The 21,876-nt window shown below is 73.3% G+C and carries 18 protein-coding genes; 6 read left to right on the top strand and 12 right to left on the bottom strand.

The genetic code is table 11. From position 1 onward, the window contains the following. Positions 1 to 408: 408 nt before the first annotated feature. Both gph and ACLBYE_RS21125 read right to left on the bottom strand, forming a co-directional pair. Positions 409 to 1,107 (bottom strand): phosphoglycolate phosphatase, encoded by a 699-nt coding sequence (gene gph, locus ACLBYE_RS21130; RefSeq protein ID WP_447695658.1) that lies wholly within the window; start codon positions 1,105 to 1,107, stop codon positions 409 to 411. Positions 1,108 to 1,261: 154 nt separating this feature from the next. After that, entirely contained in the window at positions 1,262 to 1,606 is a 345-nt protein-coding gene (locus ACLBYE_RS21125; RefSeq protein WP_447695657.1) for an MliC family protein, read from the bottom strand. Positions 1,607 to 2,052: 446 nt separating this feature from the next. On the opposite strand from ACLBYE_RS21125, the gene ACLBYE_RS21120 reads away from it, so the two are divergent. Next, positions 2,053 to 3,960 carry a putative bifunctional diguanylate cyclase/phosphodiesterase gene (locus ACLBYE_RS21120; RefSeq protein ID WP_447695656.1) on the top strand — a complete coding sequence of 636 codons (1,908 nt, stop codon included), beginning with the start codon at positions 2,053 to 2,055 and terminating at the stop codon, positions 3,958 to 3,960. A 30-nt stretch (positions 3,961 to 3,990) separates the two neighbouring features. On the opposite strand, the gene ACLBYE_RS21115 is transcribed toward ACLBYE_RS21120, so the two are convergent. The 4 genes from ACLBYE_RS21115 to ACLBYE_RS21100 form a co-directional block, all read right to left on the bottom strand. Further along, complete coding sequence (locus ACLBYE_RS21115) at positions 3,991 to 5,562, bottom strand: ABC transporter substrate-binding protein (protein ID WP_447695655.1); 1,572 nt, start codon at positions 5,560 to 5,562, stop codon at positions 3,991 to 3,993. A 60-nt stretch (positions 5,563 to 5,622) separates the two neighbouring features. After that, positions 5,623 to 6,243 carry a glutathione S-transferase N-terminal domain-containing protein gene (locus ACLBYE_RS21110; protein ID WP_091981476.1) on the bottom strand — a complete coding sequence of 207 codons (621 nt, stop codon included), beginning with the start codon at positions 6,241 to 6,243 and terminating at the stop codon, positions 5,623 to 5,625. Positions 6,244 to 6,310: 67 nt separating this feature from the next. Continuing rightward, entirely contained in the window at positions 6,311 to 7,333 is a 1,023-nt protein-coding gene (gene ruvB, locus ACLBYE_RS21105) for a Holliday junction branch migration DNA helicase RuvB (RefSeq protein WP_447695654.1), read from the bottom strand. Further along, positions 7,334 to 7,588 (bottom strand): DUF6894 family protein, encoded by a 255-nt coding sequence (locus tag ACLBYE_RS21100; protein WP_020096048.1) that lies wholly within the window; start codon positions 7,586 to 7,588, stop codon positions 7,334 to 7,336. Between the two features lie 227 nt (positions 7,589 to 7,815). Here ACLBYE_RS21100 and ACLBYE_RS21095 point away from each other — a divergent pair, with 227 nt between their 5' ends. From ACLBYE_RS21095 to ACLBYE_RS21075, 5 genes are all read left to right on the top strand, one after another. Beyond that, positions 7,816 to 8,916, top strand: coding sequence for an SMP-30/gluconolactonase/LRE family protein (locus ACLBYE_RS21095; RefSeq protein ID WP_447695653.1), 1,101 nt, complete (start codon positions 7,816 to 7,818; stop codon positions 8,914 to 8,916). Positions 8,917 to 9,107: 191 nt separating this feature from the next. After that, complete coding sequence (locus ACLBYE_RS21090) at positions 9,108 to 9,464, top strand: hypothetical protein (protein WP_447695652.1); 357 nt, start codon at positions 9,108 to 9,110, stop codon at positions 9,462 to 9,464. A 262-nt stretch (positions 9,465 to 9,726) separates the two neighbouring features. After that, positions 9,727 to 12,309, top strand: coding sequence for a PAS domain-containing protein (locus tag ACLBYE_RS21085; protein ID WP_447695651.1), 2,583 nt, complete (start codon positions 9,727 to 9,729; stop codon positions 12,307 to 12,309). 226 nt (positions 12,310 to 12,535) lie between these two features. After that, entirely contained in the window at positions 12,536 to 13,096 is a 561-nt protein-coding gene (locus ACLBYE_RS21080; protein WP_447695650.1) for a PAS domain-containing protein, read from the top strand. Next, the gene (locus tag ACLBYE_RS21075; protein WP_447695649.1) at positions 13,077 to 16,553 is read left to right on the top strand and encodes a CheR family methyltransferase; all 3,477 of its coding nucleotides are present in this window, start codon (positions 13,077 to 13,079) and stop codon (positions 16,551 to 16,553) included. The genes ACLBYE_RS21080 and ACLBYE_RS21075 overlap by 20 nt, the downstream gene beginning before the upstream one ends. Before the next feature lie 395 nt (positions 16,554 to 16,948). Here the strand turns inward: ACLBYE_RS21075 and ACLBYE_RS21070 are convergent, their stop codons facing one another. From ACLBYE_RS21070 to ACLBYE_RS21045, 6 genes are all read right to left on the bottom strand, one after another. Beyond that, positions 16,949 to 17,365 (bottom strand): DUF1236 domain-containing protein, encoded by a 417-nt coding sequence (locus tag ACLBYE_RS21070; protein WP_447695648.1) that lies wholly within the window; start codon positions 17,363 to 17,365, stop codon positions 16,949 to 16,951. A gap of 44 nt (positions 17,366 to 17,409) precedes the next feature. Beyond that, positions 17,410 to 17,640 (bottom strand): hypothetical protein, encoded by a 231-nt coding sequence (locus ACLBYE_RS21065; RefSeq protein ID WP_020096055.1) that lies wholly within the window; start codon positions 17,638 to 17,640, stop codon positions 17,410 to 17,412. 166 nt (positions 17,641 to 17,806) lie between these two features. Beyond that, the gene (locus ACLBYE_RS21060) at positions 17,807 to 19,219 is read right to left on the bottom strand and encodes an amidase (protein WP_447695647.1); all 1,413 of its coding nucleotides are present in this window, start codon (positions 19,217 to 19,219) and stop codon (positions 17,807 to 17,809) included. Continuing rightward, positions 19,200 to 20,132 (bottom strand): DUF1028 domain-containing protein, encoded by a 933-nt coding sequence (locus ACLBYE_RS21055; protein ID WP_447695646.1) that lies wholly within the window; start codon positions 20,130 to 20,132, stop codon positions 19,200 to 19,202. The genes ACLBYE_RS21060 and ACLBYE_RS21055 overlap by 20 nt, the downstream gene beginning before the upstream one ends. A 150-nt stretch (positions 20,133 to 20,282) precedes the next feature. Next, positions 20,283 to 21,038 carry an ABC transporter ATP-binding protein gene (locus tag ACLBYE_RS21050; RefSeq protein WP_447695645.1) on the bottom strand — a complete coding sequence of 252 codons (756 nt, stop codon included), beginning with the start codon at positions 21,036 to 21,038 and terminating at the stop codon, positions 20,283 to 20,285. Next, on the bottom strand, positions 21,031 to 21,876 hold an 846-nt coding region (locus ACLBYE_RS21045), incomplete at its 5' end, for an ABC transporter ATP-binding protein (RefSeq protein ID WP_447695644.1). The genes ACLBYE_RS21050 and ACLBYE_RS21045, both read right to left, overlap by 8 nt.

The raw sequence follows: 21,876 nt of genomic DNA, 5'->3' as shown, positions 1-21,876 counted from the left end.
CGCTCGCGCAAATCAACGGACAGGGCAGACGCCATCGGCTCTCCTCCTCGGAAAGCCGACCATCGAATCACATCACCGCCGCGGCCGAAACCCTACACGATTCAATCCGGTCGGTGACCGCTCTAGAACCGTTCCCGATCGGGTTGGGACGCAGGCGATCGGCGAGCCCGTGCCGAACGAGGCGCGGGTCCCCTCTCCCGTGCGGGAGAGGGACAGGGTGAGGGATGAGAACAGTCCGGAAGAGCCGCGGCCTGTACGGGCATCGGCGGCCTGTTCAGTCCTGATCCTTCTCGTCCCTCACCCCAACCCTCTCCCGCACGGGAGAGGGGGCCTGGCGCGGCTGGCGAGACCGGGCTCGCCGTCCTTCCCGACCGTTGCAACAGGGTCGGATACGGCTCTAGGAGGCCGCTAGGAGGCCGGGGCGCCGCCCGCGGGCAGCGCCCCGATCATCGCCCGCAGGCCGCCGATGTCGTCGAGGACGGCGTCGGCGGTCCGCGCGTCGTCCGGGCGCCCGTAGCCGTAGCGGGCCAGGATGGCGGCGGTGCCGGCGGCGCGGGCGGCCGCGATGTCGTGGTGCATGTCGCCGACCATGACGGCCCGCCCGGGCTCGACCCGCAGGCGACGCAGGGCCTCCCGCAGCGGCGCGGGATCGGGCTTGCGCTCGGGCAGCGTGTCGCCGCCCACGACCGTGTCGATCAGCGGCGCCAGCCCCACCGCGTCGAGGATCAGGCCGGTGGCGCGGGCCGGCTTGTTGGTGACGATCGCCAGCGCGTAGCCCGCCGCCCGGAGGTCGCGGACCGCCGCGGCGGCGTTGGGGAACAGGGCGGTGCCGGCGGCCGCGAGCGGCTCGTACACGGCCAGGAAGGCCGGCAGCAGGTCCGGCGCCCGCCCCGGATCGGCGCCCGAGGCCCGCAGGGCGCGCCGCAGCAGCGCCACCGCGCCGTCGCCCACCATGGCCCGCATCGCGGCGGTCCCGACCGGCGGCAGACCCTCCCGTTCCAGGATGGCGTTCAGGGCCGTCCGGAGATCGGCCAGGCTGTCGACGAGGGTGCCGTCGAGGTCGAGGAGGACGGCGTCGAAGCGCGACGGGGGCGCGGGCGAGGGCAAGGAACGTCTCCGCGTCGCGGGCGACGCGCGGCGGGACGCCGACGCCTCAATCTCCGGGACGGGCGGTTCCTAGCGGGTCCGGCGCTGCCGGGCCAGGGTCCGGCACGCGCCCCGGGCATCCCCCGGGCATCCCCCGAGCATCCCCCCGGGCAGCCTAGCGCGGCTTGGCGTCGGCCGGCGTCCGGTCGGTGCAGGTGACCGGCGTGCCGGCGCCGTCGGTCCACGTGACCGACCGCCCCTTGCCCCGCAGCTCGTGCGTGGCGTCGGCGTAGCGGAACCCCGACCCGCTCAGCTGCACCGGCAGGGTGACGGCGGCGCCGTTGTCCGGCCGGACAACCGCCCGCTCCGGCCCCGCGGCGTTCAGGAAGGTGACGGCCAGCGTCCGACCGTCCGGACAGGCGAAGGTCACGTCGATCGTCTCGGCCCGCGCGGGCGCGGCGGCCACCAACAGCCCGCCGACGAGGATCGCCAGCCGGGCGACGCGGACACGGATTCTCATCGGCCTCTCCTGAGCCCCGCGGCCCTGGCCGCGACGACGATCATCGCCGGGATGTCCTGTCCGGGCAATCGGCGCCGACGGCGCGCGAGGCGGCCGGCCGACCCCTGTCCATCAGCCCCTGAAAGATCAGATGAAGCGCCGAAGCAATTGTACGATCCTCGATACAAGTCGAACCGGGCCGCTTCCCGCCCATCCTGGGACGAGATCGGTCGATCATCGGCCCGCCCACCCGGTGGATTGTCTCCCGATCGCCGCGACGCGGTGGTCCGGCGCGGGGAATAGAGCCGCGGACGACCGCCGTGACAGATCCCGGCTTAAATACATCTTTAATGATAGGACTATAGTTATATGCCAATCTCTCAGACGCAGCTTCGATGAACCGTCCGAAATATCCTTTCTCGATATTGATCGGGAGGTCGACCGCATCCGCCCCGGGTCTGACGGCCATGCGTCAACTCGCGGAATTGCAGAAGCATATCCCGTCCCTCTACGGGCTGCTCTCGGTCAATGCCGGCGCCCTCGCGGTGACGCATTACGGTCTGGCGCCCGCCTACCTGACCCTCGGCATCCCGGGGACCGTGATCGCGCTGTGCCTCCTGCGCGCGATCCACTGGTGGCGCTTGAGGCCCGAGACCCTGAACGAGGCGCAGGCCGCCCGCCACCTGCGGCGGACGACGGTGCTGACGGTCTTCTTCTCCGTCGCCTTCGTGATCTGGGCGATGGTCCTGAACACGTTCGGCGGCCCCTACGAGCAGGGCCACGTCGCGATCTTCGTGGCCGTCACGGTGATCGCCTGCATCTTCTGCCTGACCTACCTGCCGCTGGCGGCCTTCCTGGTCACCGGCATCGTCATGGGCGTGTTCCTGTTCTGCTGCGTGACGAGCGGGAACCATGTGTTCCTCGCCATCGCGGCCAATACGGCGTTCGTGACAGCCGTGATGGTCCGCATCCTCAACACCAACTACCGGGCCTTCGTCGCCCTCGTCGCGTCCCAGGCCGTGGCGAGCCGGCTCTCGGAGGAGAACGCGCGCCTCGCCCAGACCGACAGCCTGACCGGCCTCCCCAATCGGCGCTACTTCTTCCAGAAGCTCGACGAGGCGCTCCGGTCGTCCTCCGGGGCGGACACGCCCTTCGCCCTGGCGATCTTCGACCTCGACCGGTTCAAGCCGATCAACGACACCTACGGGCACAATGTCGGCGACCGCGTCCTGGCGGAGGCCGGCCGGCGCCTCGCGGCCTTCGCGGGGGCGGACGTGGTGGTGACGCGGCTGGGGGGCGACGAGTTCGGCGTGATCCTGCGCGCGTCGGCTTCGGCCGAGGCGGCGCTCGCCTTCTGCGACGGCGTCTGCACGGCGCTGCAGCGGCCGATCCGGATCGGCGACATCCAGGTCGTCACCGGCTGCTCGGGCGGGCTCGCCCTGCCCTGCCGGATCCCGCACGACGCCGACGCCCTGTTCGACCGCGCCGACTACGCGCTCTACCACTCCAAGGAGCAGCGGCGCGGCGCGACGACCCTGTTCTCGCAGGAGCACAAGGACGCGATCCGCGCCGAGCAGGCGGTGGAGACGGCCCTGCGGACGGCGGACCTCGCCGCCGAGATGGTGCTGCACTACCAGCCGGTCCTCGACCTCACCACGGGGCGGACCGCCTTCGTGGAGGGTCTGGCGCGCTGGACGAGCCCGACGCTGGGCCGCGTCGCGCCGGACCGGTTCATCGCGGCCGCCGAGCGCGGCGGCATGATCCACACGGTGACGCTGCTGCTCCTGCGCAAGGCGCTCGCCGACTGCGCGCAGCTCCCGCCCGGGACCGGCCTGTCCTTCAACCTGTCCGCCCACGACCTCGCCTCACCCGAGACCGTCCTGTCGATCCTGGCGGCGGTGCGGGGCAGCGGCATCGACCCGCGCCGCCTGACGCTCGAGCTGACCGAGACGGCCCTGATGCGCGACTTCGACCACGCCAAGGCGGCCATCACCACCCTGCGCAGCCTGGGCATCAAGATCGCGCTCGACGATTTCGGGACCGGCTATTCCAGCCTGGGCTACGTCCACCGCCTGCCGCTGGACAAGATCAAGATCGACCGCGGCTTCATGGCCGACATCGACACCGACCGGGGCTGCAGCCTCGTCTCCACGATCCTGGACCTGTGCCGCAACCTCGGCCTCGACGGGATCGTCGAGGGGATCGAGACGGAGGCGCAGCTCGACGTGGCGCGGCGGCACGGCAGCCGCTACGCCCAGGGCTACCACATCGGCCGCCCGATGCCCCTCGGCGACCTGCTGGAGCGGCTGGAGCGCGAGGGCGCGGCGGAAGCAGAGGCAGCGGCAGAGGCCGGCGCGGTGCGCCGGAGGGCGTGAGGCGGCCCCGGCGGGGCCGGAACCGCGCCCTCAGGCGCGCCGGAGGTTCCAGAGGATCGGGAAGCCCGGGAGGCGGCCCGTGAGGTCGCGCCGGTAGGACGTCATCGAGCGGTAGGAGCCGACCGGCACGAACACGACCTCCTCGAGGGCGATCCGCTGCATGTCGGCGCAGATCGCCCGGCGCGCCTCCGCGTCGGAGGCCGCGAACCACGCGGTCCGCAGCGCCTCCAGCCGCGGCACCGACGGCCAGCCGAACCACGCGTTCGGCCCGCTGGCCCGGAGCGGCTGCAGGGCGGCGGGGTCGGCGTTGTCGAAGGACGAGAAGGTGGTGAGCAGCACCGACCAGCCGCCCTTCTCGACGGGCTCGCGGGAGACGCGCCGCTGGATCACCGTGCCCCAGTCGCTCAGGGCCAGGTCGACGTTGAAGCCGATCCGGGGGAGCAGGTCGGCCGCGACCTGGGTCAGCGCCGCGGGCGCCAGCAGGTCCGTGGGGCCGATCAGCCGGATCTTCGCGCCGTCGTAGCCCGAGGCCTTGAGCGCCGCGCGGGCCGCCTCCAGGCTGCGCGGCCCGGTGAGGGCCTCCAGGCCGGCCTGGCTCGCCATCGGCGTGCCGGGCGTGAAGATCCCGCAGCGGTCGTCGTAGGCCGCGGGATCGTCGCCGACGATCGCCGCCATGAAGTCGCTCTGGACGATCGCCGGCAGCACCGCCCGGCGCACCGCGACGTCGTCGAAGGGCGGCTGCAGGTGGTTCATCCGCAGGATCGCCGGGTTGGTGAGCCGGTCGAGGCCCTCCACCACGATGTCGCGGTTGCGGGCGAGCAGCTGCTGCAGCTCGGGCGGCGGCTGCTCGTACCAGTCGATCTCGCCGTTCTGCAGGGCCGCGGCCGCGGTGGCGCCGTCGGCGATGATCCGCCACTCGATCCGGTCGAAATGGGCGACCTTGCCGCCGGCCGTCAGGCTCGGCGTCCCGGGCGCCGGCACGTAGCCGGGGTGGCGCTCGTAGACCATCAGGCTGCCCGAGTTGAACTCGTCGGCCTTCCAGCGGAACGGCCCGGAGCCGGTGGCGTCGGTGATCTGCTTGTACGGGTCGGTCTGGGCGACCCGCTCGGGCATGACGAAGGCCGGCTGGCTGACGCTCGCCAGCGCCTGCGGCAGGAGCGGGAACGGCGCCTTCAGCCGGAACACGATGTCGGTGTCGCCGTCGTGGGCGAGCTCGTCGGTGGCGGCCATCAGGGTCTGGCCGAAGCCGTTGCGCGCCGCCCAGCGCCGGATGCTGGCGACGCAGTCGCGCGCCAGGACCGGCGTGCCGTCGTGGAAGCGCAGGCCCGCGCGCAGGGGGATCGTCACCCGGCGCCCGTCCTGCTCGACCTTCAGGCCGGCCGCCATCTGCGGCTGCGGCCGCAGGTCGGCGTCGAGGCCGAACAGCGTGTCGTAGACCACGTAGGCGTGGTTGCGGGTCACGATCGCCGTCGTCCAGATCGGGTCGATGGAGGTGACGTTCGCCTGGGGGACCATGCGCAGGACCCGGGCGCCCTGCGCCCGCCCGACGGCGGGGGCCGCCAGGGCCGCGGCCCCCGCGGCCAGGAAGGTGCGTCGCCTCATCGTCACTCCCCGAACGGTGGATCCCGGCGTCGCAAGCGCCGGACCAGGGGGCGCCCCGCCTCAGCTCAGCGGGACGGCGAAGCCCCGCTGCACGGCGGGGCGCTCCATCATCCGGTCGTACCAGCGCCGGACCTGCGGGTAATCGGCGAGGTCGACCTGATGGCGCTCGTGGCGCCACGCCCAGCCGAGGATCGCGAAATCCGCCACCGAGAGCGGCCCCGCGACGTACGCGACCTGCGCGAGGCGCCGGTCCAGCACGCCGTAGAGCCGGTGCGTCTCCTTGCTGTAGCGGGCGAGCCCGTAGGCGCGGTCGGCCTCCGCGACGGTCAGGAAGTGGTGGACCTGGCCGGGCATCGGCCCGAAGCCGCCCATCTGCCACATCAGCCATTCCAGGGCGGCGACGCGCTGCCGCCGGTCCTCGGGCAGGAAGCGGCCGGTCTTCTCGGCGAGGTAGAGCAGGATCGCGCCGGACTCGAACACCGGGATCGGGGACCCGTCCGGCCCGTCCGGGTCGACGATGGCGGGGATGCGGTTGTTCGGGCTAATCGCCAGGAAGTCCGGCGCGTGCTGCGCCCCCTGGGTGATGTCGACCGGGATGACCCGGTAGGGCAGCGCCATCTCCTCCAGCGCCACGCTGATCTTCCGGCCGTTGGGGGTGTTCCAGGCGTAGAGATCGATCATCGCGGGCGCCTCCGCTGTGCCGGGGGAAGCTAGGGCCCGTGACGGGATCCGGCAATTCGGCCGGCGCTCAGGCGGCGACCGGGGCCGGCTCCGGCTCCGGCAGGCCGAGATGCCGGTAGGCGTGTCGGGTGAGGACGCGTCCGCGGGGTGTGCGCTGCACGAAGCCGCGCTGGATCAGGTAGGGCTCGATGATGTCCTCGATCGCGTCCCGCGGCTCCGACAGCGCCGCCCCGATCGTCTCGATCCCCACCGGCCCGCCCCCGAACGAGCGCGCGATCAGGCTCAGGTACTTGCGGTCCATCACGTCGAGACCCGCCCCGTCCACGTCCAAGAGCTGCAGCGCCCGGTCGGCGATCGCCCGCGTCACCGTCTCGGCCTCCGCCACCACCGCGAAGTCCCGCACCCGCCGCAAGAGCCGCCCCGCGATCCGCGGCGTGCCCCGCGCCCGACGGGCGATCTCGTTGGCGCCCTCCGCCGACATGCCCAGACCCAGCACCCGCGCGCCGCGCGCCACGATCTGCTCCAGCTCGTCGATCTCGTAGAACTCCAGCCGGATCGGGATCCCGAACCGGTCGCGCAGCGGCGTCGTCAGCAGCCCCGCCCGCGTCGTGGCGCCGACCAGCGTGAACTTCGGCAGCTCGATCTTGACCGAGCGCGCCGCCGGGCCCTCGCCGATGATCAGGTCGAGCTGGTAATCCTCCATGGCCGGGTAGAGGATCTCCTCGACCGCCGGGTTGAGCCGGTGGATCTCGTCGATGAACAGGACGTCGCGCTCCTCCAGGTTGGTGAGCTGGGCGGCGAGATCCCCGGCCTTGGCGATGACCGGCCCGGAGGTCGAGCGGAAGTTCACGCCGAGCTCGCGCGCCACGATCTGGGCGAGCGTGGTCTTGCCCAGGCCCGGCGGCCCGACGAACAGCACGTGGTCGAGCGCCTGCCCGGTCTTCCGCGCCGCCTCGATGAACACCTGCATGTTCGCCCGCGCCGCGCGCTGACCGATGAACTCGGCAAGGCTCAAGGGGCGGATCGTCTGATCCGGCCCCGCGGCCGCCGCACCGGACCCCTGCGCGACCGTCCCGATCGGCGCCGCCATTCAGGCCGCCCTGGCGCGACCCGACGCCTTCTCGAAGGGCTGCACGAAGGGCTGCACCAGGACCCGCCGGCCCGAGAGGTCGTGCACGCTCACCCGCCACTCGGCCCAGTCGGTGCGGTTGGCCAGCGAGCGCCGCACGTCGGAGGCGACCTTGCGGGCGCGGTCGACGAGGCGCGCCGTCGCGCGCACCTCGGTGCCGCGGGCGTCGAACACGCATTCGAGGCCGTTGGTGCAGTGGAACCGGTACTTGGCCATTCCTCGCTCCTCCTCGGCCGCCCCGCGCGGCGCTCACCCTGAGTTCACTATATGTTCTCAAAACGCCGGGATCCAGCCCTGGCGAAGCGTCGCAGGCGTCGTTGCAGGCGTTTCGGGAAGGCCCGCGAGCCGGACTCGCGACTGCGGCCGATGGGACCGGCCCGGAACACCGCGCGCCCCGCGGGCTTACCGGGCGAGACGCCTCACCGCCGGACCGGGATCCCACCATGCGCGCCACGCTCCTCGCCCTCCTGCTGGCCGCCGGCCTCGGCGCGCCCGGCCGCGCCGCCGAGGCGCCGGCCGGGTCCGACGCCCTGAAGCCGATGGTGGAGTCGAACGACCTCGTCTTCAACGGCATCACCCGGTCCGCGGACGGCCGGCTGTTCTCGCCGTTCCAGCGGCAGAGCAAGGACAAGGGGATCGAGCTCGGCGAGTGGCGGGACGGCAAGGCGGTCCCGTTCCCCGACGCGGCCTGGAACGCCTGGAAGACGGGCGACGACCCGGCCAAGGCCTTCGTGGCGGTCAACGCCATCCGGATCGGCCCGGACGGGGACCTCTGGGTGGTCGACAAGGGCGCGCCCGGCATGGGCGCGGCGCCGCTGCCGGGCGGCCCGAAGCTCGTGCAGATCGACCTCGCCACGAACGCCGTGCGCAGGGTCTACCCGCTGCAGGCGGCGACCACCGAGAAGAGCTTCATCGACGATTTCCGGTTCAACGGCGGCCACATCTACCTGACGGACGCCGGCCAGCCCGGGCTGATCGTCCTCGACCGCGAGACCGGCGGCCTCCGGCGGGTGCTCGACGGACACTGGTCAACGATCGCCCAGCGCCCGCTGACCGGCCAGGGCCGGGTGCTCCGGGACGACAAGGACAAGCTGCTCTTCATCCACGCCGACCAGCTGGAAGTCTCGCCGGACGGCAAGACCTTCTACTACCAAGCGTGCACCGGGCCGCTCTACAGCATCGAGACCCGGTACCTCGACGACGCGGCCGTGAGCGACGACGAGCGCGCCCGGCACGTGAAGCTCCACGCCGCCACGGTGGCGACGGGCGGCACCGCCATCGACGCGAAAGGCACCATCTACGCGAGCGACACGGACGGCCTGCGGATCCTCAAGATCGCGCCGGACGGGACCGTGAGCACGCTGGTGCAGGACCCGCGGCTCGTCTGGGTCGACGCGATGTGGATCGACGAGCAGGGCGGCCTGTGGATCCCGGCGGCGCAGATGAACCGCACGCCGGCGATGAGCGGCGGCGCGGCCTCGACGGTCAAGTTCCCGACGACGATCTACCGGATGCAGATCGACGCCGAGCCGCTGCGCAACTGAGGATGGACCGGCCCGGCCCCGAGTTCGGCGGGGCGTTCTCGGCGGGGCGTCCGGTGCGCGGCGCCTGACGCCGAACCCGGATCCCGGGTTACAAGTTGGATCGAGGCGGGTGCCGGGCCAGGGACCCTATACCGGGACCCTGTACCGGGATCCGGCACCGAGACCCGGCACGAGGAGAGGATGGACCGACCATGCGCAGGATGCAGTCGTCGCGGTGGGCCGGCGCCTTCCTGGCTGCCGACCTGATCGTCGCGTTCGCCCCGCCGGCGCGGGCCGACGCCGGCCTGGTCCTGCGGGAGACCCGGCTGCACACGCCGCCGGACTCGCACGAGCCGCAGCGGGCGATGGTCAACCTGCGCAACACCGGCCCGGACCTCGCGACGAACGTGACCGTGCTCTGCACCTTCACGGGGGCCGGCGGGACGGTGCTCGACACGCAGCAGGCCTCGGTGCCGGAGGTCGTGAGCCTCGCCGACGTGCAGGCCGAGACGATCTACTACGGCTGGCCCCGCGCGAGCAGCGCCACCTGCCGCCTCGCCGAGCCGTAGCCGGCGGCCCCCGTCGCCCCGGGCGGGCGCACCCGCCGGTCTCGCCGGCGGGCCGGCCGACGCAGCCTTAGCGGTTTCCGCGCGTTATGGTCCGGTCCCGTGGCGTCCCAGGTCCGTTTCCGGCAGAAGGCGCCCACGCCCCGCCCCTCTGTCGCAGCGCCAGCCCCGTGCCCGTATCACCCGCCCTCCCGATTCCGGCGATCCGCCCCGACCGCCCCGCGCGGCCGGCGGGGGAGTCCAGCGCGACGCACGGGCGCTGAGCGTGGACGAGACGGGGACCGAGGCGCTCCTGCGGCGCGCCCGCGCGCTGGAGGCGGAGGCCGCCGGACTCCGGGCGCGGGCGGCCGCCACCGGCGCCCAGGCGGACGCGCCGACGCTCCCGCGGCCCCCCGCCGACCTGTCCGGGCCCGGCCTCGCCCTCCGGGAGGCCGAGGCGCGCCTGCTGCGGGCGCAGGAGGCGGGCGGGATCGGCCTGTTCACCGTGGGGGTCGCGGACGGGCTCCTGCACCCGACCCCGCAATTCTGCCGGCTCTACGGCCTGCCGGAGCGCGACACCTACCCGGCCGAGCTGGTCGAGGCGCTGATCCTGCCGGAGGACCGGGCCCTCGTCTCGACGGCGGAGAGCCGGAGCCGCGGCGACGCCCCGCGGGACGTCGCCTACCGGATCCGGCGGCCGGATACCGGCGAGATCCGCTGGATCGCCCGGCAAGGGGAGATCGAGCGCGACGCCGCGGGGCGGCCGGTGCGGTTCTCCGGGGTCGCGCGCGACATCACCGAGCAGCGCGAGGCCCGCGACGCCCTGCGCGCCGGCGAGGAGCGCTACCGGACGCTGTTCGAGGCCATCGACGACGGCTTCTGCATCATCGAGTTCTTCGACGGCCCGCACGGCCCGCTCAGCGACTACGTCCACGTCGAGGCCAATCCCGGCTACGAGCGCCACACCGGCATCGCCGGCATCGTCGGGCGGACGCTGCGCGACCTCGTGTCGGCCGAGGACGCGGAGGCCTGGCTCGAGCTCTACGGCGGCGTGCTCCGCACCGGCGTCCCGATCCGGTTCGAGCGCTTCTTCGCCCAGGCCGACCGCTTCATCGACGTCTCGGCCGCCCGGATCGGGCCGGCGAGCCGGCGCCAGGTCTCGGTGCTGTTCCGGGACATCACGGCGCGCCGGCAGGCGGAGGACGCCCTGCGCGCCAGCGAGGCGCTCGCCCGCACCAACATCGAGCGCGTCCAGCTCGCCCTCGCGGCCGGCGCCATCATCGGCACGTGGCACTGGGACCTGCCGAGCGACCGGTTCACGGTCGACGAGGGCTTCGCCCGCAGCTTCGGCCTCGACCCGGCGCTGGGCCGGGACGGCATCCCGCTCGCCCGGATCGTCGCGACCGTGCATCCGGACGACCAGCCCGGGCTGGCCGCGGCCATCAACGCGGCCGTCGCCCGGGGCGGCGCCTACGCGCACCAGTACCGGGTCCGCCGGGCGGACGGGCGCTACTACTGGCTGGAGGCCAACGGCCGCGTCGACCACGCGCCCGACGGCACGCCCCTGAGCTTCCCCGGGGTCCTGATCGACGTGGACGAGCGCCGCGCCGTCGAGGCGGAGCGGGACCGCGTCGCCGCGGCGCTGCGCAGCCTCAACGAGACCCTGGAGCAGCGGGTCGCCGAGCGGACGGCCGAGCTGATGCGCGCCGAGGAGGCGCTGCGCCAGTCGCAGAAGATGGAGGCGGTCGGCCAGCTCACCGGCGGGCTCGCCCACGACTTCAACAACATGCTGGCCGGCATCGTCGGCTCGCTGGAGCTGATGCAGACCCGGATGCTGCAGGGCCGGGTCGGCGACCTCGACCGCTACATCGGCGCGGCGCAGGGCGCGGCCAAGCGCGCCGCCGCCCTGACCCACCGCCTGCTGGCCTTCTCGCGCCGCCAGACCCTCGACCCGAAGCCGACGGACGCGAACCGCCTGGTCGAGGGCATGATGGAGCTCGTCCGCCGCACGGTCGGCCCGTCGGTGGCGATCGAGTCGGTCGGGGCCGGCGGCCTGTGGCCGACGCTGGTCGACCCGAGCCAGCTCGAGAACGCGCTGCTCAACCTGTGCATCAACGCCCGGGACGCGATGCCGGCGGGCGGGCGCATCGTCATCGAGACGGCCAACCGCTGGCTCGACCACCGGGCCGCCCAGGAGCGCGAGCTGGAGCCGGGGCAGTACGTCACGCTCTGCGTCTCGGACAACGGCACCGGCATGACCCCCGACGTGGTCGCCAAGGTCTTCGACCCGTTCTTCACCACCAAGCCGATCGGCGAGGGCACCGGCCTCGGCCTGTCGATGATCTACGGCTTCGCCAAGCAGTCGGGCGGTCAGGTCCGGATCTACTCGGAGGTCGGCCAGGGCACGATGGTCTGCCTCTACCTGCCCCGCCATCTCGGCGAGGCGGAGGCCGAGGTGATCCTGCCGGACCTCGCCCACGCGCCCCGCGCCGAGCAGGGCGAGACGGTCCTGGTGGTGGACGACGAGCCGACCGTGCGGATGCTGGTCACCGAGGTGCTGGAGGATCTCGGCTACGCGGCGATCGAGGCGGCGGACGGCGCCTCGGGGCTGAAGGTCCTCCAGTCGGACGTGCGCGTCGACATGCTCATCACCGATGTCGGCCTGCCCGGCGGCATGAACGGCCGCCAGATGGCCGATGCCGGCCGCCAGCACCGCCCCGACCTGAAGGTCCTGTTCATCACCGGCTACGCCGAGAACGCCGCCCTCAACCACGGCCATCTCGGCCCCGGCATGCAGGTGATGACGAAGCCCTTCGCCCTGGAGGCGCTCGCGACCCGCATCCGCGGCATCATCGGCGGCGAGGGCTGAGGTCCGGATGGCCCCGGACGGGCGGTGCCCCCGGGGCACACGGCGTCGCAGGGACGCGCGGAACGGGTTCGCCGGCCCGGGCGTCATTGCCTTACCGCGGCGGCGCGCCCATGAGGGCGTCCTCGCGGGCACCATCGTGGGCGTCCCGGCGCGGTGCCCGTCGGGCAGGCGGACCCGGGAGCGGACCGGCGGGACCGCGCCGAACGGAGGCGACAGGGAAGCTACCGTGGACACGCAGACCATCCCGGCCGAACTCACGACCTTCTTCGAGAAATCCCACATCGCCCTGGCGCTGGCCGCGGCGGGCGACGACAACGTCCTGCTCCTGGTGAACGAGCGGTTCCACCAGCTCACCGGCTACACGGGCGCGGAGGTCGTCGGGCGCAATTGCCGCCTCCTCCAGCGCGACGCCGACAACCGGGAGGCGCGGGCCAAGATCCACGCCTTCCTGGAGAACGACCGGCAGGACACGGTGCGCACGCCGATCCTGAATTTCCGCAAGGACGGGAAGCCCTTCGTCAACCTGCTGTACATGTCCAAACTGAAGGCCCTGTCGGGCGAGGTGCGCTTTCTTTTCGCATCCCAATTCGACGTCAGCCGCTCGCAACCCGAGTTGCTTTCCGCCTACGATACCGAACTCGGCCGGACCCTGTCCCGGCTGACCCCGACGCTTGCGGAGAGTGGGCTCGTCATCGAGGGCTCGCTGATGACGATCGCCAACACGGTCGCCACGGTCGCGCAGGCCAAGCTCACGCTCGCGGATCTCGATGCACCAGGATTTCCATAACGCCCCCGGAGGCGAGGCCTCGGAGGTCCTGGACGGCGCCGGCACGGTGACCGCCCCGCCCTTCGCCGGGCCCGTCGTGGGCATCGGCGCCTCGGCGGGGGGGCTCGAGGCCCTGCGGGAGATGCTGGCGCGCGCCCGGCCGCCGACCGGCATGGCCTTCGTCATCGTCCAGCACCTCGACCCCAATCACGAGAGCATGCTGGCGCAGCTCCTCGACCGGCAGACCGAGCTGGAGGTGCTCCAGTGCGAGGGCGGGGAGCGGATCGCGGGCGACAAGGTCTACATCATCCCGCCCGGGCGCGGCCTCGTCATCCAGAACGGCGTCCTCGAACTCACCCACTTCGTCCAGCCGCGGGGCCTGCGCCGGCCCATCGACGACTTCTTCCTGTCGCTCGCGGTCGACCAGCAGGCCAACGCCGCCTGCGTGATCCTGTCGGGCACGGGGGCCGACGGCACGACCGGCCTGCGGGCCATCAAGGAGCACGGCGGCGTCTGCGTGGTGCAGCAGCCCGACACCGCCCGCTACGACGGCATGCCGCTCTCGGCGGTCGGGACCAGCCTCGTCGACTTCGTGCGGCCGCCGGGCGAGATCGTGGACTGCCTCACGAGCTTCTTCCGCCGCCGCGGCACCGACGGCGTCGACGACGAGGCCCGCCTCGTCGCGGACCACATCGACGACCTCTGCCGGGTCATCCGCGCGGCGGTGGGCCACGACTTCTCCGGCTACAAGCGGACCACCCTGGTCCGGCGGGTCGAGCGGCGCATGCACGTGCTCGGGCTCGAGTCCGGCCGGGCCTATCTGGGCCGCGTCCGGGCCGACAAGACCGAGTGCGAGGCGCTGTTCCGCGACCTCCTCATCAACGTCACCCGCTTCTTCCGCGACGCCGAGCTGTTCGAGCTCCTCCGGGAGCGGGTGGTGGAGCCCCTGCTGCGCACCCGCGACCCCGAGGAGGACATCCGGGTCTGGATCCCGGGCTGCTCCAGCGGCGAGGAGGCCTACAGCATCGCCATGCTGTTCGCCGACGCCGCCCGCCGCCTCGGCGTGCCGCTGGCGGTCCAGATCTTCGCCACCGACATCGACGAGCGCATGCTCCAGATCGCCCGGGAGGCGACCTACCCGGCCGCCGCGCTCGCCGACATCCCGGCCCATCTGCGGGAGCGCTACGTCGTCCTCCACGCCGAGCGCTTCACCGTCGCGGCCGAGATCCGCGACCTGATCCGCTTCTCCAGCCACAGCCTGGTCAAGGACCCGCCCTTCTCGCGGGTCGACCTCCTGTCCTGCCGCAACCTGCTGATCTATTTCGACGAGCGCCTCCAGCAATCGGTGGTGCCGCTGTTCCACTACGCGGTCCGGCCGGGGGGCTACCTGTTCCTCGGCCCCTCGGAGAGCGTCAGCCGGTTCGAGCACCTCTTCCCCGTCATCGACCAGCACGCCCGCCTGTTCGAGCGGCCGCCGGGCGCGCCGCAATACCCGATCGACCTGCCCGGGAGCGCACGCCGGGGCGAGGTCCGGCGCGGCGGCCGCGAGGAGCGCCGCGGCGAGCCCTCGATCGCCGACGAGACCGTGGCGGTGCGCCGCGTCATGGAGCGCTACGCCCCGCCCAGCATGGTGCTCAACGAGGATGGCGGCATCATCGCCGCCTACGGGCGCCTGAGCCGCTACTTCGACTTCCCGGTGACCCGGACCGGCGGCACCAGCGCGATCACCCTCGCGCGCCCGGGCCTGCGCGACGTCATCGGCCCGCTGCTCCGCCAGACCCGCGACGCCCGCAAGCGCGTGGTCGTGCGCGACGTGGAGATCCGCTCGGAATACGGCGTCCAGCCGGTGGAGCTGATCTGCGATCCCCTGCCCGACGGCTCGATGCTCCTGGTCCTGCGCGACACCGGCGCCTTCCGGGCGGCGGACGACCTCGACCTGATCGAGATGGATGCCGGCGGCGACCACGTCGAGGCGCTGGAAGAGGAGCTGCTGCGCACGCGCTACAAGCTGCGCTCGGCGGTCGAGGAGCTGGAGACGACGAACGAGGAGCTGAAGAGCTCCAACGAAGAAATGATGTCGATGAACGAGGAGCTCCAGTCGACGAACGAGGAGCTGTCCACGGTCAACGACGAGCTGAAGACCAAGGTCGAGCAGCTCACCATCGCCAACGCCGACCTGCGCAACTTCTTCGAATCCACCGACCTCGCCGTCGTGGTGCTCGACCGCGAGTTGAAGGTGCGCAGCTTCACCACGTCGGCCACCGCGATCTTCCCGCTGCAGCCGGGCGATCGCGGCCGCCCCCTCGCCGACGTGTCGAGCCGGCTCGCCGGGCACGAGTACCTGCACGACGCCCAGGAGGTCTGCGCCGGCGGCTCGGTGATCCAGCGGCGCGTCGCCACCCGGGACGGGGAGCGCACGCTCTCGCTGCGGGTGCTGCCCTACCGCCTGCAGAACGGCAGCGTCGACGGCGCCACCCTGGTGCTCACCGACATCACCGAGGCGCTGTCGCTGGAGCGCCAGCTCGCCGCGGAGCGCGAGCGGCTGGAACTGGCCGTGAAGGCCGGGGGCATCGGCGTCTGGGAGTACAGCCCCGATGCCGGGACCGTCGTGGTCGACAGCACGGCCGGCACCATGTTCGGCCTCGTGCCCGACACCCCGCACCCCACCGCGTCCCTGGCGGCCAGCGTGCTGCCCGAGGACCGTCCCGGCTTCGAGGCGGCGCTCGCCCAGGCGGCGCACGGCCTGGACGAGTTCGAGGCGCGCATCCGCGTGCGCGCCGCCGACCACGCGCCGCGGCACATCCGCAGCTACGGGCGCCTGACCCGGAGCGGCGACCGGAAGCGGATCGTCGGCGTCTGCATCGACGTGTCGCCCGAATACGCGCTCGCCGAGACCCGCGACCTGATGCTGCGGGAGATGAACCACCGGGTGAAGAACCTGTTCGCCATCATCGGCGGGATGATCTCGGCGGGCGCCCGCACGCACCGGGAGATCGGCGTCTTCGCCACCGACATGCGCGACCGCATCTCGGCCCTCGGGCGGGCGCATTCCTTGGCCGACCCCTCCGACGGCCAGGGCATGAGCGACCTCGCCGGCCTGATCGGCGCGACCCTGCGCCCGTACCGCGACCACGTCCCCACGGTGATCGAGGGCCCCCTCGTGGCGATCAACTGGCGGCACGTGTCGTCGCTGGCGATGATCCTGCACGAGTGGGCGACGAACTCGGTGAAGTACGGCGCGCTCGGGTCCGACGACGGCGCGCTGTCGGTCACCTGGGAGCGGCAGGAGGCGGGGCTCGTCCTGGACTGGTGCGAGCGCGTGGCCCGCGTGGCCGAGCCGCGGCCGGGCCGGGGCTTCGGCACCCTGCTGGTGGAGATGTCCCTGCGCCAGCTCGAGGCGCGCGTGACGCGCAGCCACGACGCCTCCGCCTACCGGATCACCCTGCACCTGCCGGAACTGGTGCTCACGCGGGGGTGAGGCGGGGGCCGATCCCGCCGCGACCGGCCGCGCGCCCGCGGCGGGGCCGTCGGATCCGCGCGTCCGTGTCGGCAGCGGCTTCGGGACCGGCCGCGGGTCCCCTCTCCCGTGCGGGAGAGGGACAGGGTGAGGGATGCGGCCTCACCGAGAAAGTCTCGACTTCGGCTGAACGGCGACGGGGCGCTCGATCCTGATCCTTCTCGTCCCTCACCCCGGCCCTCTCCCGCCCGGGAGAGGGGGGCCGTCGCGCCTCGCCTCCAGCGCCCGTGCCCGCGCGGGACGCGCGATCTCGTCTCCTCGTCCGGCACGGCCCGCCGCACGCGCGACGGGCCGCCCGGCGATGCCGGACGGGCCGTCGGGCCTGACGGAGCGCCGGGATCCCGGCGCCCCTCCGATCAGTCGATGACTTCGACGATGCGGTGGCCGCGATCGACCAGGACGGGCTGGTCGTTCACGATGGTGTAGCGGTAGCCCGGACGCACCCGGTACTCGGTGGGCACGTCGTAGTAGGTGACGCTGTCCTCCGGCAGCACGGTGCCGACCCGGACCGGGCCGCCCCAGCTGTACGAGCGCACGCCGCGGTCGCGGACGTAGCTGCGGAACCGCGGGCGGTCGTCGACGCCCAGGATGCCGCCCACCGTGCCGGTCGCCGCGCCGACCGCGCCGCCGACGATGCCGCCGACCGGGCCGGCCGCATCGGCGCCGACCGCCGCACCCTCGGCCGCGCCCCGCAGGGTGCCCTGCGCCTGGGCGGCCGCCGGGAGGGCGAGGAGGCCGGCCGTCGCCAGCGACAGAAGTAGCTTGTTGGTCATGCTGAGATCTCCAGGGTCGTCAGGGCGCGGCTGTCCGCCGAGGATCAGTTGCAGCCTTCCTTGTGGACGGTCTTGGAGTTGCCCATGCCGTCCTCCTTGTGGACGGTCTTGGAGCCGCAATCGACGCTGCCGGTGGTGACCTCGCGCTTCTCGACCACGGTGTCGCGGTGGTCGACGACGGCGGGCCCGTCGCGGCGGATGACGGTGGTCTCCTCGGCGCTCGCCGCGCCGCACAGGGCCGCGAACAGGGCGCCCGAGAGAATGATGGTCCGCATGGTTAGCCTCCTGACTTCAATCGAAGCCAGCAACGGCAGCGGCGGAGAAAGGGTTCCACGCGCATTGATCGGTAGATCACGCGGATATTCGCGATGCGGCACGGTATTGGTTGTGTACAATCGACCGCCCCGGTCCCGCACAGCTGCGCGGGACCGGGGCGGCGCCTCAGCCGGCCAGGGGCGGCACCCGGGACCACCATGCGTGCGCCCGCTCGTACTGGTGGGCGACGCGCAGGATCTCGGCCTCGGCGAAGGGCCGGGCGGCGATCTGGAGGCTGATCGGCAGGCCGCGCCGGTCGAAGCCGCAGGGCAGCGCGAGTGCCGGCAGGCCCGCGAGGTTGAACGGGTAGGTCAGGCGCCAGGAGGCCGCCAGCACGCTCTCCGCGCGCCCGCCGAGCGTCACCGCGGACTCGTCCGTCCGCCACGCGGTCAGCGGCGAGGCCGGGCCGACGATCACGTCGGCCTCGGCCAGGACGGCGGCCATCTCGTCCATGATCAGGGCCCGCACCTGCTCGGCCCGCAGGTAGTCCGGCCCGGTCACGAGCCGGCCCATCTCCACGAGGTCGCGGACGTCGGCGGCGAAGCCCGCCACGTGGCCCCGGGCGAGGCTGCGGTCGTGGTAGGCGGTCGAGGAGGCGAGCTCGATGGCGTAGATGGCGCCGAGGCCGTGGCGCAGGGACGGCACCGCGACGTCGCGCACCATGCAGCCCCGGTCTTCGAGGAAGCGGAGCGCCGCCTCGACGGCGGCGGCGACGTCGTCGTCGATCGCGTCGAAGAAGTGGTTGCGGATCACCGCGACCCGCAGGCCCCGGATCGGCCGGTCGAGCCCGGCCGTGTAGTCGGGGACCGGCGCCGCGCTGGCCGCGGGATCGCCGGCATCCGGGCCGGCGAGCGCCCGCAGCATCAGGGCGGAATCGGCCACCGTCAGGGTCAGCGGCCCGGCATGGTCGAGGGACCAGGAATGCGGCACGATCCCCGACCGGCCGACCCGGCCGTAGGTCGGCTTGAGGCCGACGATCCCGCACAGGGCGGCCGGGATCCGGATCGAGCCGCCCGTGTCCGAGCCGAGCGCGGCCGGGCAGAGGCGGGCCGCGACCGCCGCGCCCGAGCCGCCGCTGGAGCCGCCGGGCACCCGGTCGGGGTCCCAGGGGTTGCGGGTCGGCGGCGTGACCATGCCCCAGGCGAATTCGTGCATCCGCGTCTTGCCGAGGATCACCGCGCCGGCCGCCCGCAGCCGCGCCACGGCGTGGCTGTCGGCCGCCGGGAAGGTCAGGGCCTCCACCGCCGTGCCGGCCCGGGTCGGCATGTCGGCCGTGGTGTAGTTGTCCTTGACGGCGATCGGGATGCCGTGGAGCGGGCCGCGCGGCCCCGTCCGGGCGATCTCGGCATCGGCCGCGCGGGCGGCGTCGAGGGCCGCGGGCGAGAGGTGGACGAAGCTGTTCAGGGCGCCGTCGAGGCGCGCGATCCGGTCGAGGCTGGCGCCGACGAGCTCGGCGCTCGACAGCTCCCGCGCCGCGATCCGCCGCGCGAGCTCGGTGATCGGGGCTTGCCAGAGGGCGTCAGTCGCGGCGGTCGTCATGGGGCACCCGGCGGTAGGGGAGCGTCGGATCGAACACGACCGGCGGGTGGATGTCCGCGAGGTCGAGGTCGCGGAGCCGCGCGATCTCGGCGAGCACCGGCGCGAACTGCGCCAGCAGGTGCGCGACCCGCCGGGGCTCCTGGCGCAGGCCGACGACGTCGCGCAGCAGGTCGGGGGCTGCATCCCCGGCGGCGCCCGGCCGCTCGGCGGGGGGCCTGAGCAGCATCGCCACGACCTCGTCCGGCAGGGCGCCGGCCGGGCCGTCCCTCCGGGGCATGCCGGCCACGAACGGCACGAGCTGACGGCGGGCGACCAGGAGAACGCGGCGCAGCTCGGCGACGGGCTCGGCGTGCTCGTCGACCCGCAGGTCGAGGCGCGGGTAATCCTCGGCGGCGACGATCCGGAGCGAAGCCGACTGCTTGCCGCGCTTGTCGCCGCCGGCCGCGTCGCCGGCCTCCAGGGCGCGCATCAGCCGCTCGTCGAGATCCTGGGCGGCGGCTCCCTCGAAGGCCTCCGCCATGGCGTCGACCACGCCCGGCCCGGCGAGCATGTTGCCCTGCGCGGCGTAGCCGGCCCCGGTGCGGTGGCCGGCCGCCGGCGTGCAGCCGGCGCCGGTCCAGGCGGCGGCCCGCCCCTGCCCGTCGACGAGGCCGAGCTGGCGCAGGTCCGGCCGGTCGTCGGTGGCGAGGGCCGCCGCCAGCGCGGCGTCGGGATCCTGCCCGCCGGCCAGCCCGTCGAGGATGCGGGCAGCGAGGTAGGGATTCACCCAGGACTGGGTGGTGACGGCCCCGATCCCGGCCCTGAGGAACGGGCACAGGCCGCCCACCGCCGGGACGGCGCTCGCCACCGCGACGCCGAGCTGGCCGGTCCGCGGGCAGCGGGCGGCGATCGAGAAGGTGTTGAGTTCTCTCATGCGCTTACGGCTCTCGGTTCGGAGCGATCTCGCCGTCCTTGCGAGCGGAGCGAAGCAACCCAGACTGCGGCACGCTCGGAGATGTCACGCTGCCCTGGGTCGCTTCGCTGCGCTCGCGATGACGGCGTGGGGATCAGCACCGGAACAGCCTCACACCGCCAGATGGTCGATGACGCGCGCCCGCGCGTCCGGCGCCTGCGCCGGACCGCTGTCGACGATCTCGCCGAGCTTGAGGACGGCGTAGCGGTCGGCGAGCGCCAGCGCGAAGGCGACGTGCTGCTCCACCACCAGCATGGACACGCCCGCGGCCCGCTCGGCCTGGAGCACGCCGCGCAGGCGCTCGACCATCGAGGGCTGCACGCCCTCGGAGATCTCGTCGATCAGCAGGAGGCGCGGGCGCAGCATCAGGGCGCGCCCGAGGATCAGCATCTTCTGCTCGCCGCCCGAGAGGGTGCCGGCCCGCTGGGCCAGCCGGTCCTTCAGGAACGGGAAATGGCCGAACAGCCGCTCCAGCGCCTCCGGCAGCATCCGGTCGGAGGGCACCGCGAGGCGCAGGTTGTCGCGGATCGACAGGTCCTGGAACAGGGGCTGCTCCTGCGGCGCGTAGCCGACGCCGAGCGCGTTGAGCTTGGCCGGCGTGAGGCCGGCCAGCGCCTGGCCCCCGACCGTGATGGCGCCGCCGCGCAGGGCCACCATGCCCAGGACGGTCTTGAGCAGCGTGGTCTTGCCCATGCCGTTCTTGCCGAGCAGCGCCACGATCTCCCCCGGCCCGACCGAGAGGGACACGTCCTTGACGATGGCGACGGCGCCGTAGCCGCTCGACACGCCGTCGAGGGCGAGGGCGGCCCCCGCCGGCGCAGCCTGCCGCGCTGCCTGCCGTGCTGCCTGCCGCGCTGCCTCAACCATGGCCGCCTCCCGAGTAGATGGTCCGGACCAGCTCCGAGCCGACGACCGCCTCCACGGTGCCGTCGAGGACGAGCCGGCCCTGGTGCAGCACCACGATCCGCGACGAGATCTCGCGCACGAAGTCGAGGTCGTGCTCGACCAGCACGGCGGCGATCCGGCCCTCGGCGGTGAGCGCCTTGAGGACGGTCCCGATGGTGGTGCGCTCGGCCTTGGTCAGGCCGGCGGTGGGCTCGTCGAGCAGGATCAGCCGCGGCTCCAGCGCCACCACCATGGCGAGCTCCAGCGCCTGCTTCTGGCCGTGGGACAGGAGGCGCGTCGGCTGCGTCAGCTGGCGGTCGAGGCCGGTCATGCGCAGGACGTCGAGGGCCGGCTGCGGCAGGCCCAGCGTCTCGGCCCGCCCGACCGGGCTCAGGCCGTCGTGGGACGCCCGGGCGAGGCGGAGGCAGTCGGCCACCGACAGGCTCTCGAACACGCTCGCCACCTGGAACTTGCGCCCGACGCCGAGGCCGACGATCCGGTTCGGCGTCAGCCCGGTGATCGGCGTGCCGCCGACGGCGATCGCCCCCTTGAACGGCTCGGTGCCGTCGCTGAGGCAGCGCATCAGCGTGGTCTTGCCGGCGCCGTTGGGCCCGACGAGGCTGACGAGCTCGCCCGCCCGGATCTCGAGGTCGATGCCCTCCAGCACCGTCAGGGCGCCGTAGGCCTTGGCGAGGTTCTCGACCTTGAGGATCGGGGTCCCGGCCGCCTCCGTGCGGGTCGCATCCGGCCCGGCCGCCTCGGTCCCGGCCGCCCGCGCGACGAGGCGCGGCGGCGCCGGGTGGCGCCGGGCCCCCGGCCG

It is taken from the genome of Methylobacterium sp. A52T (genome assembly GCF_053346095.1).
Note: the sequence above shows the minus strand (reverse complement) of the source record. Positions and strands in the feature narration are given on the sequence as shown.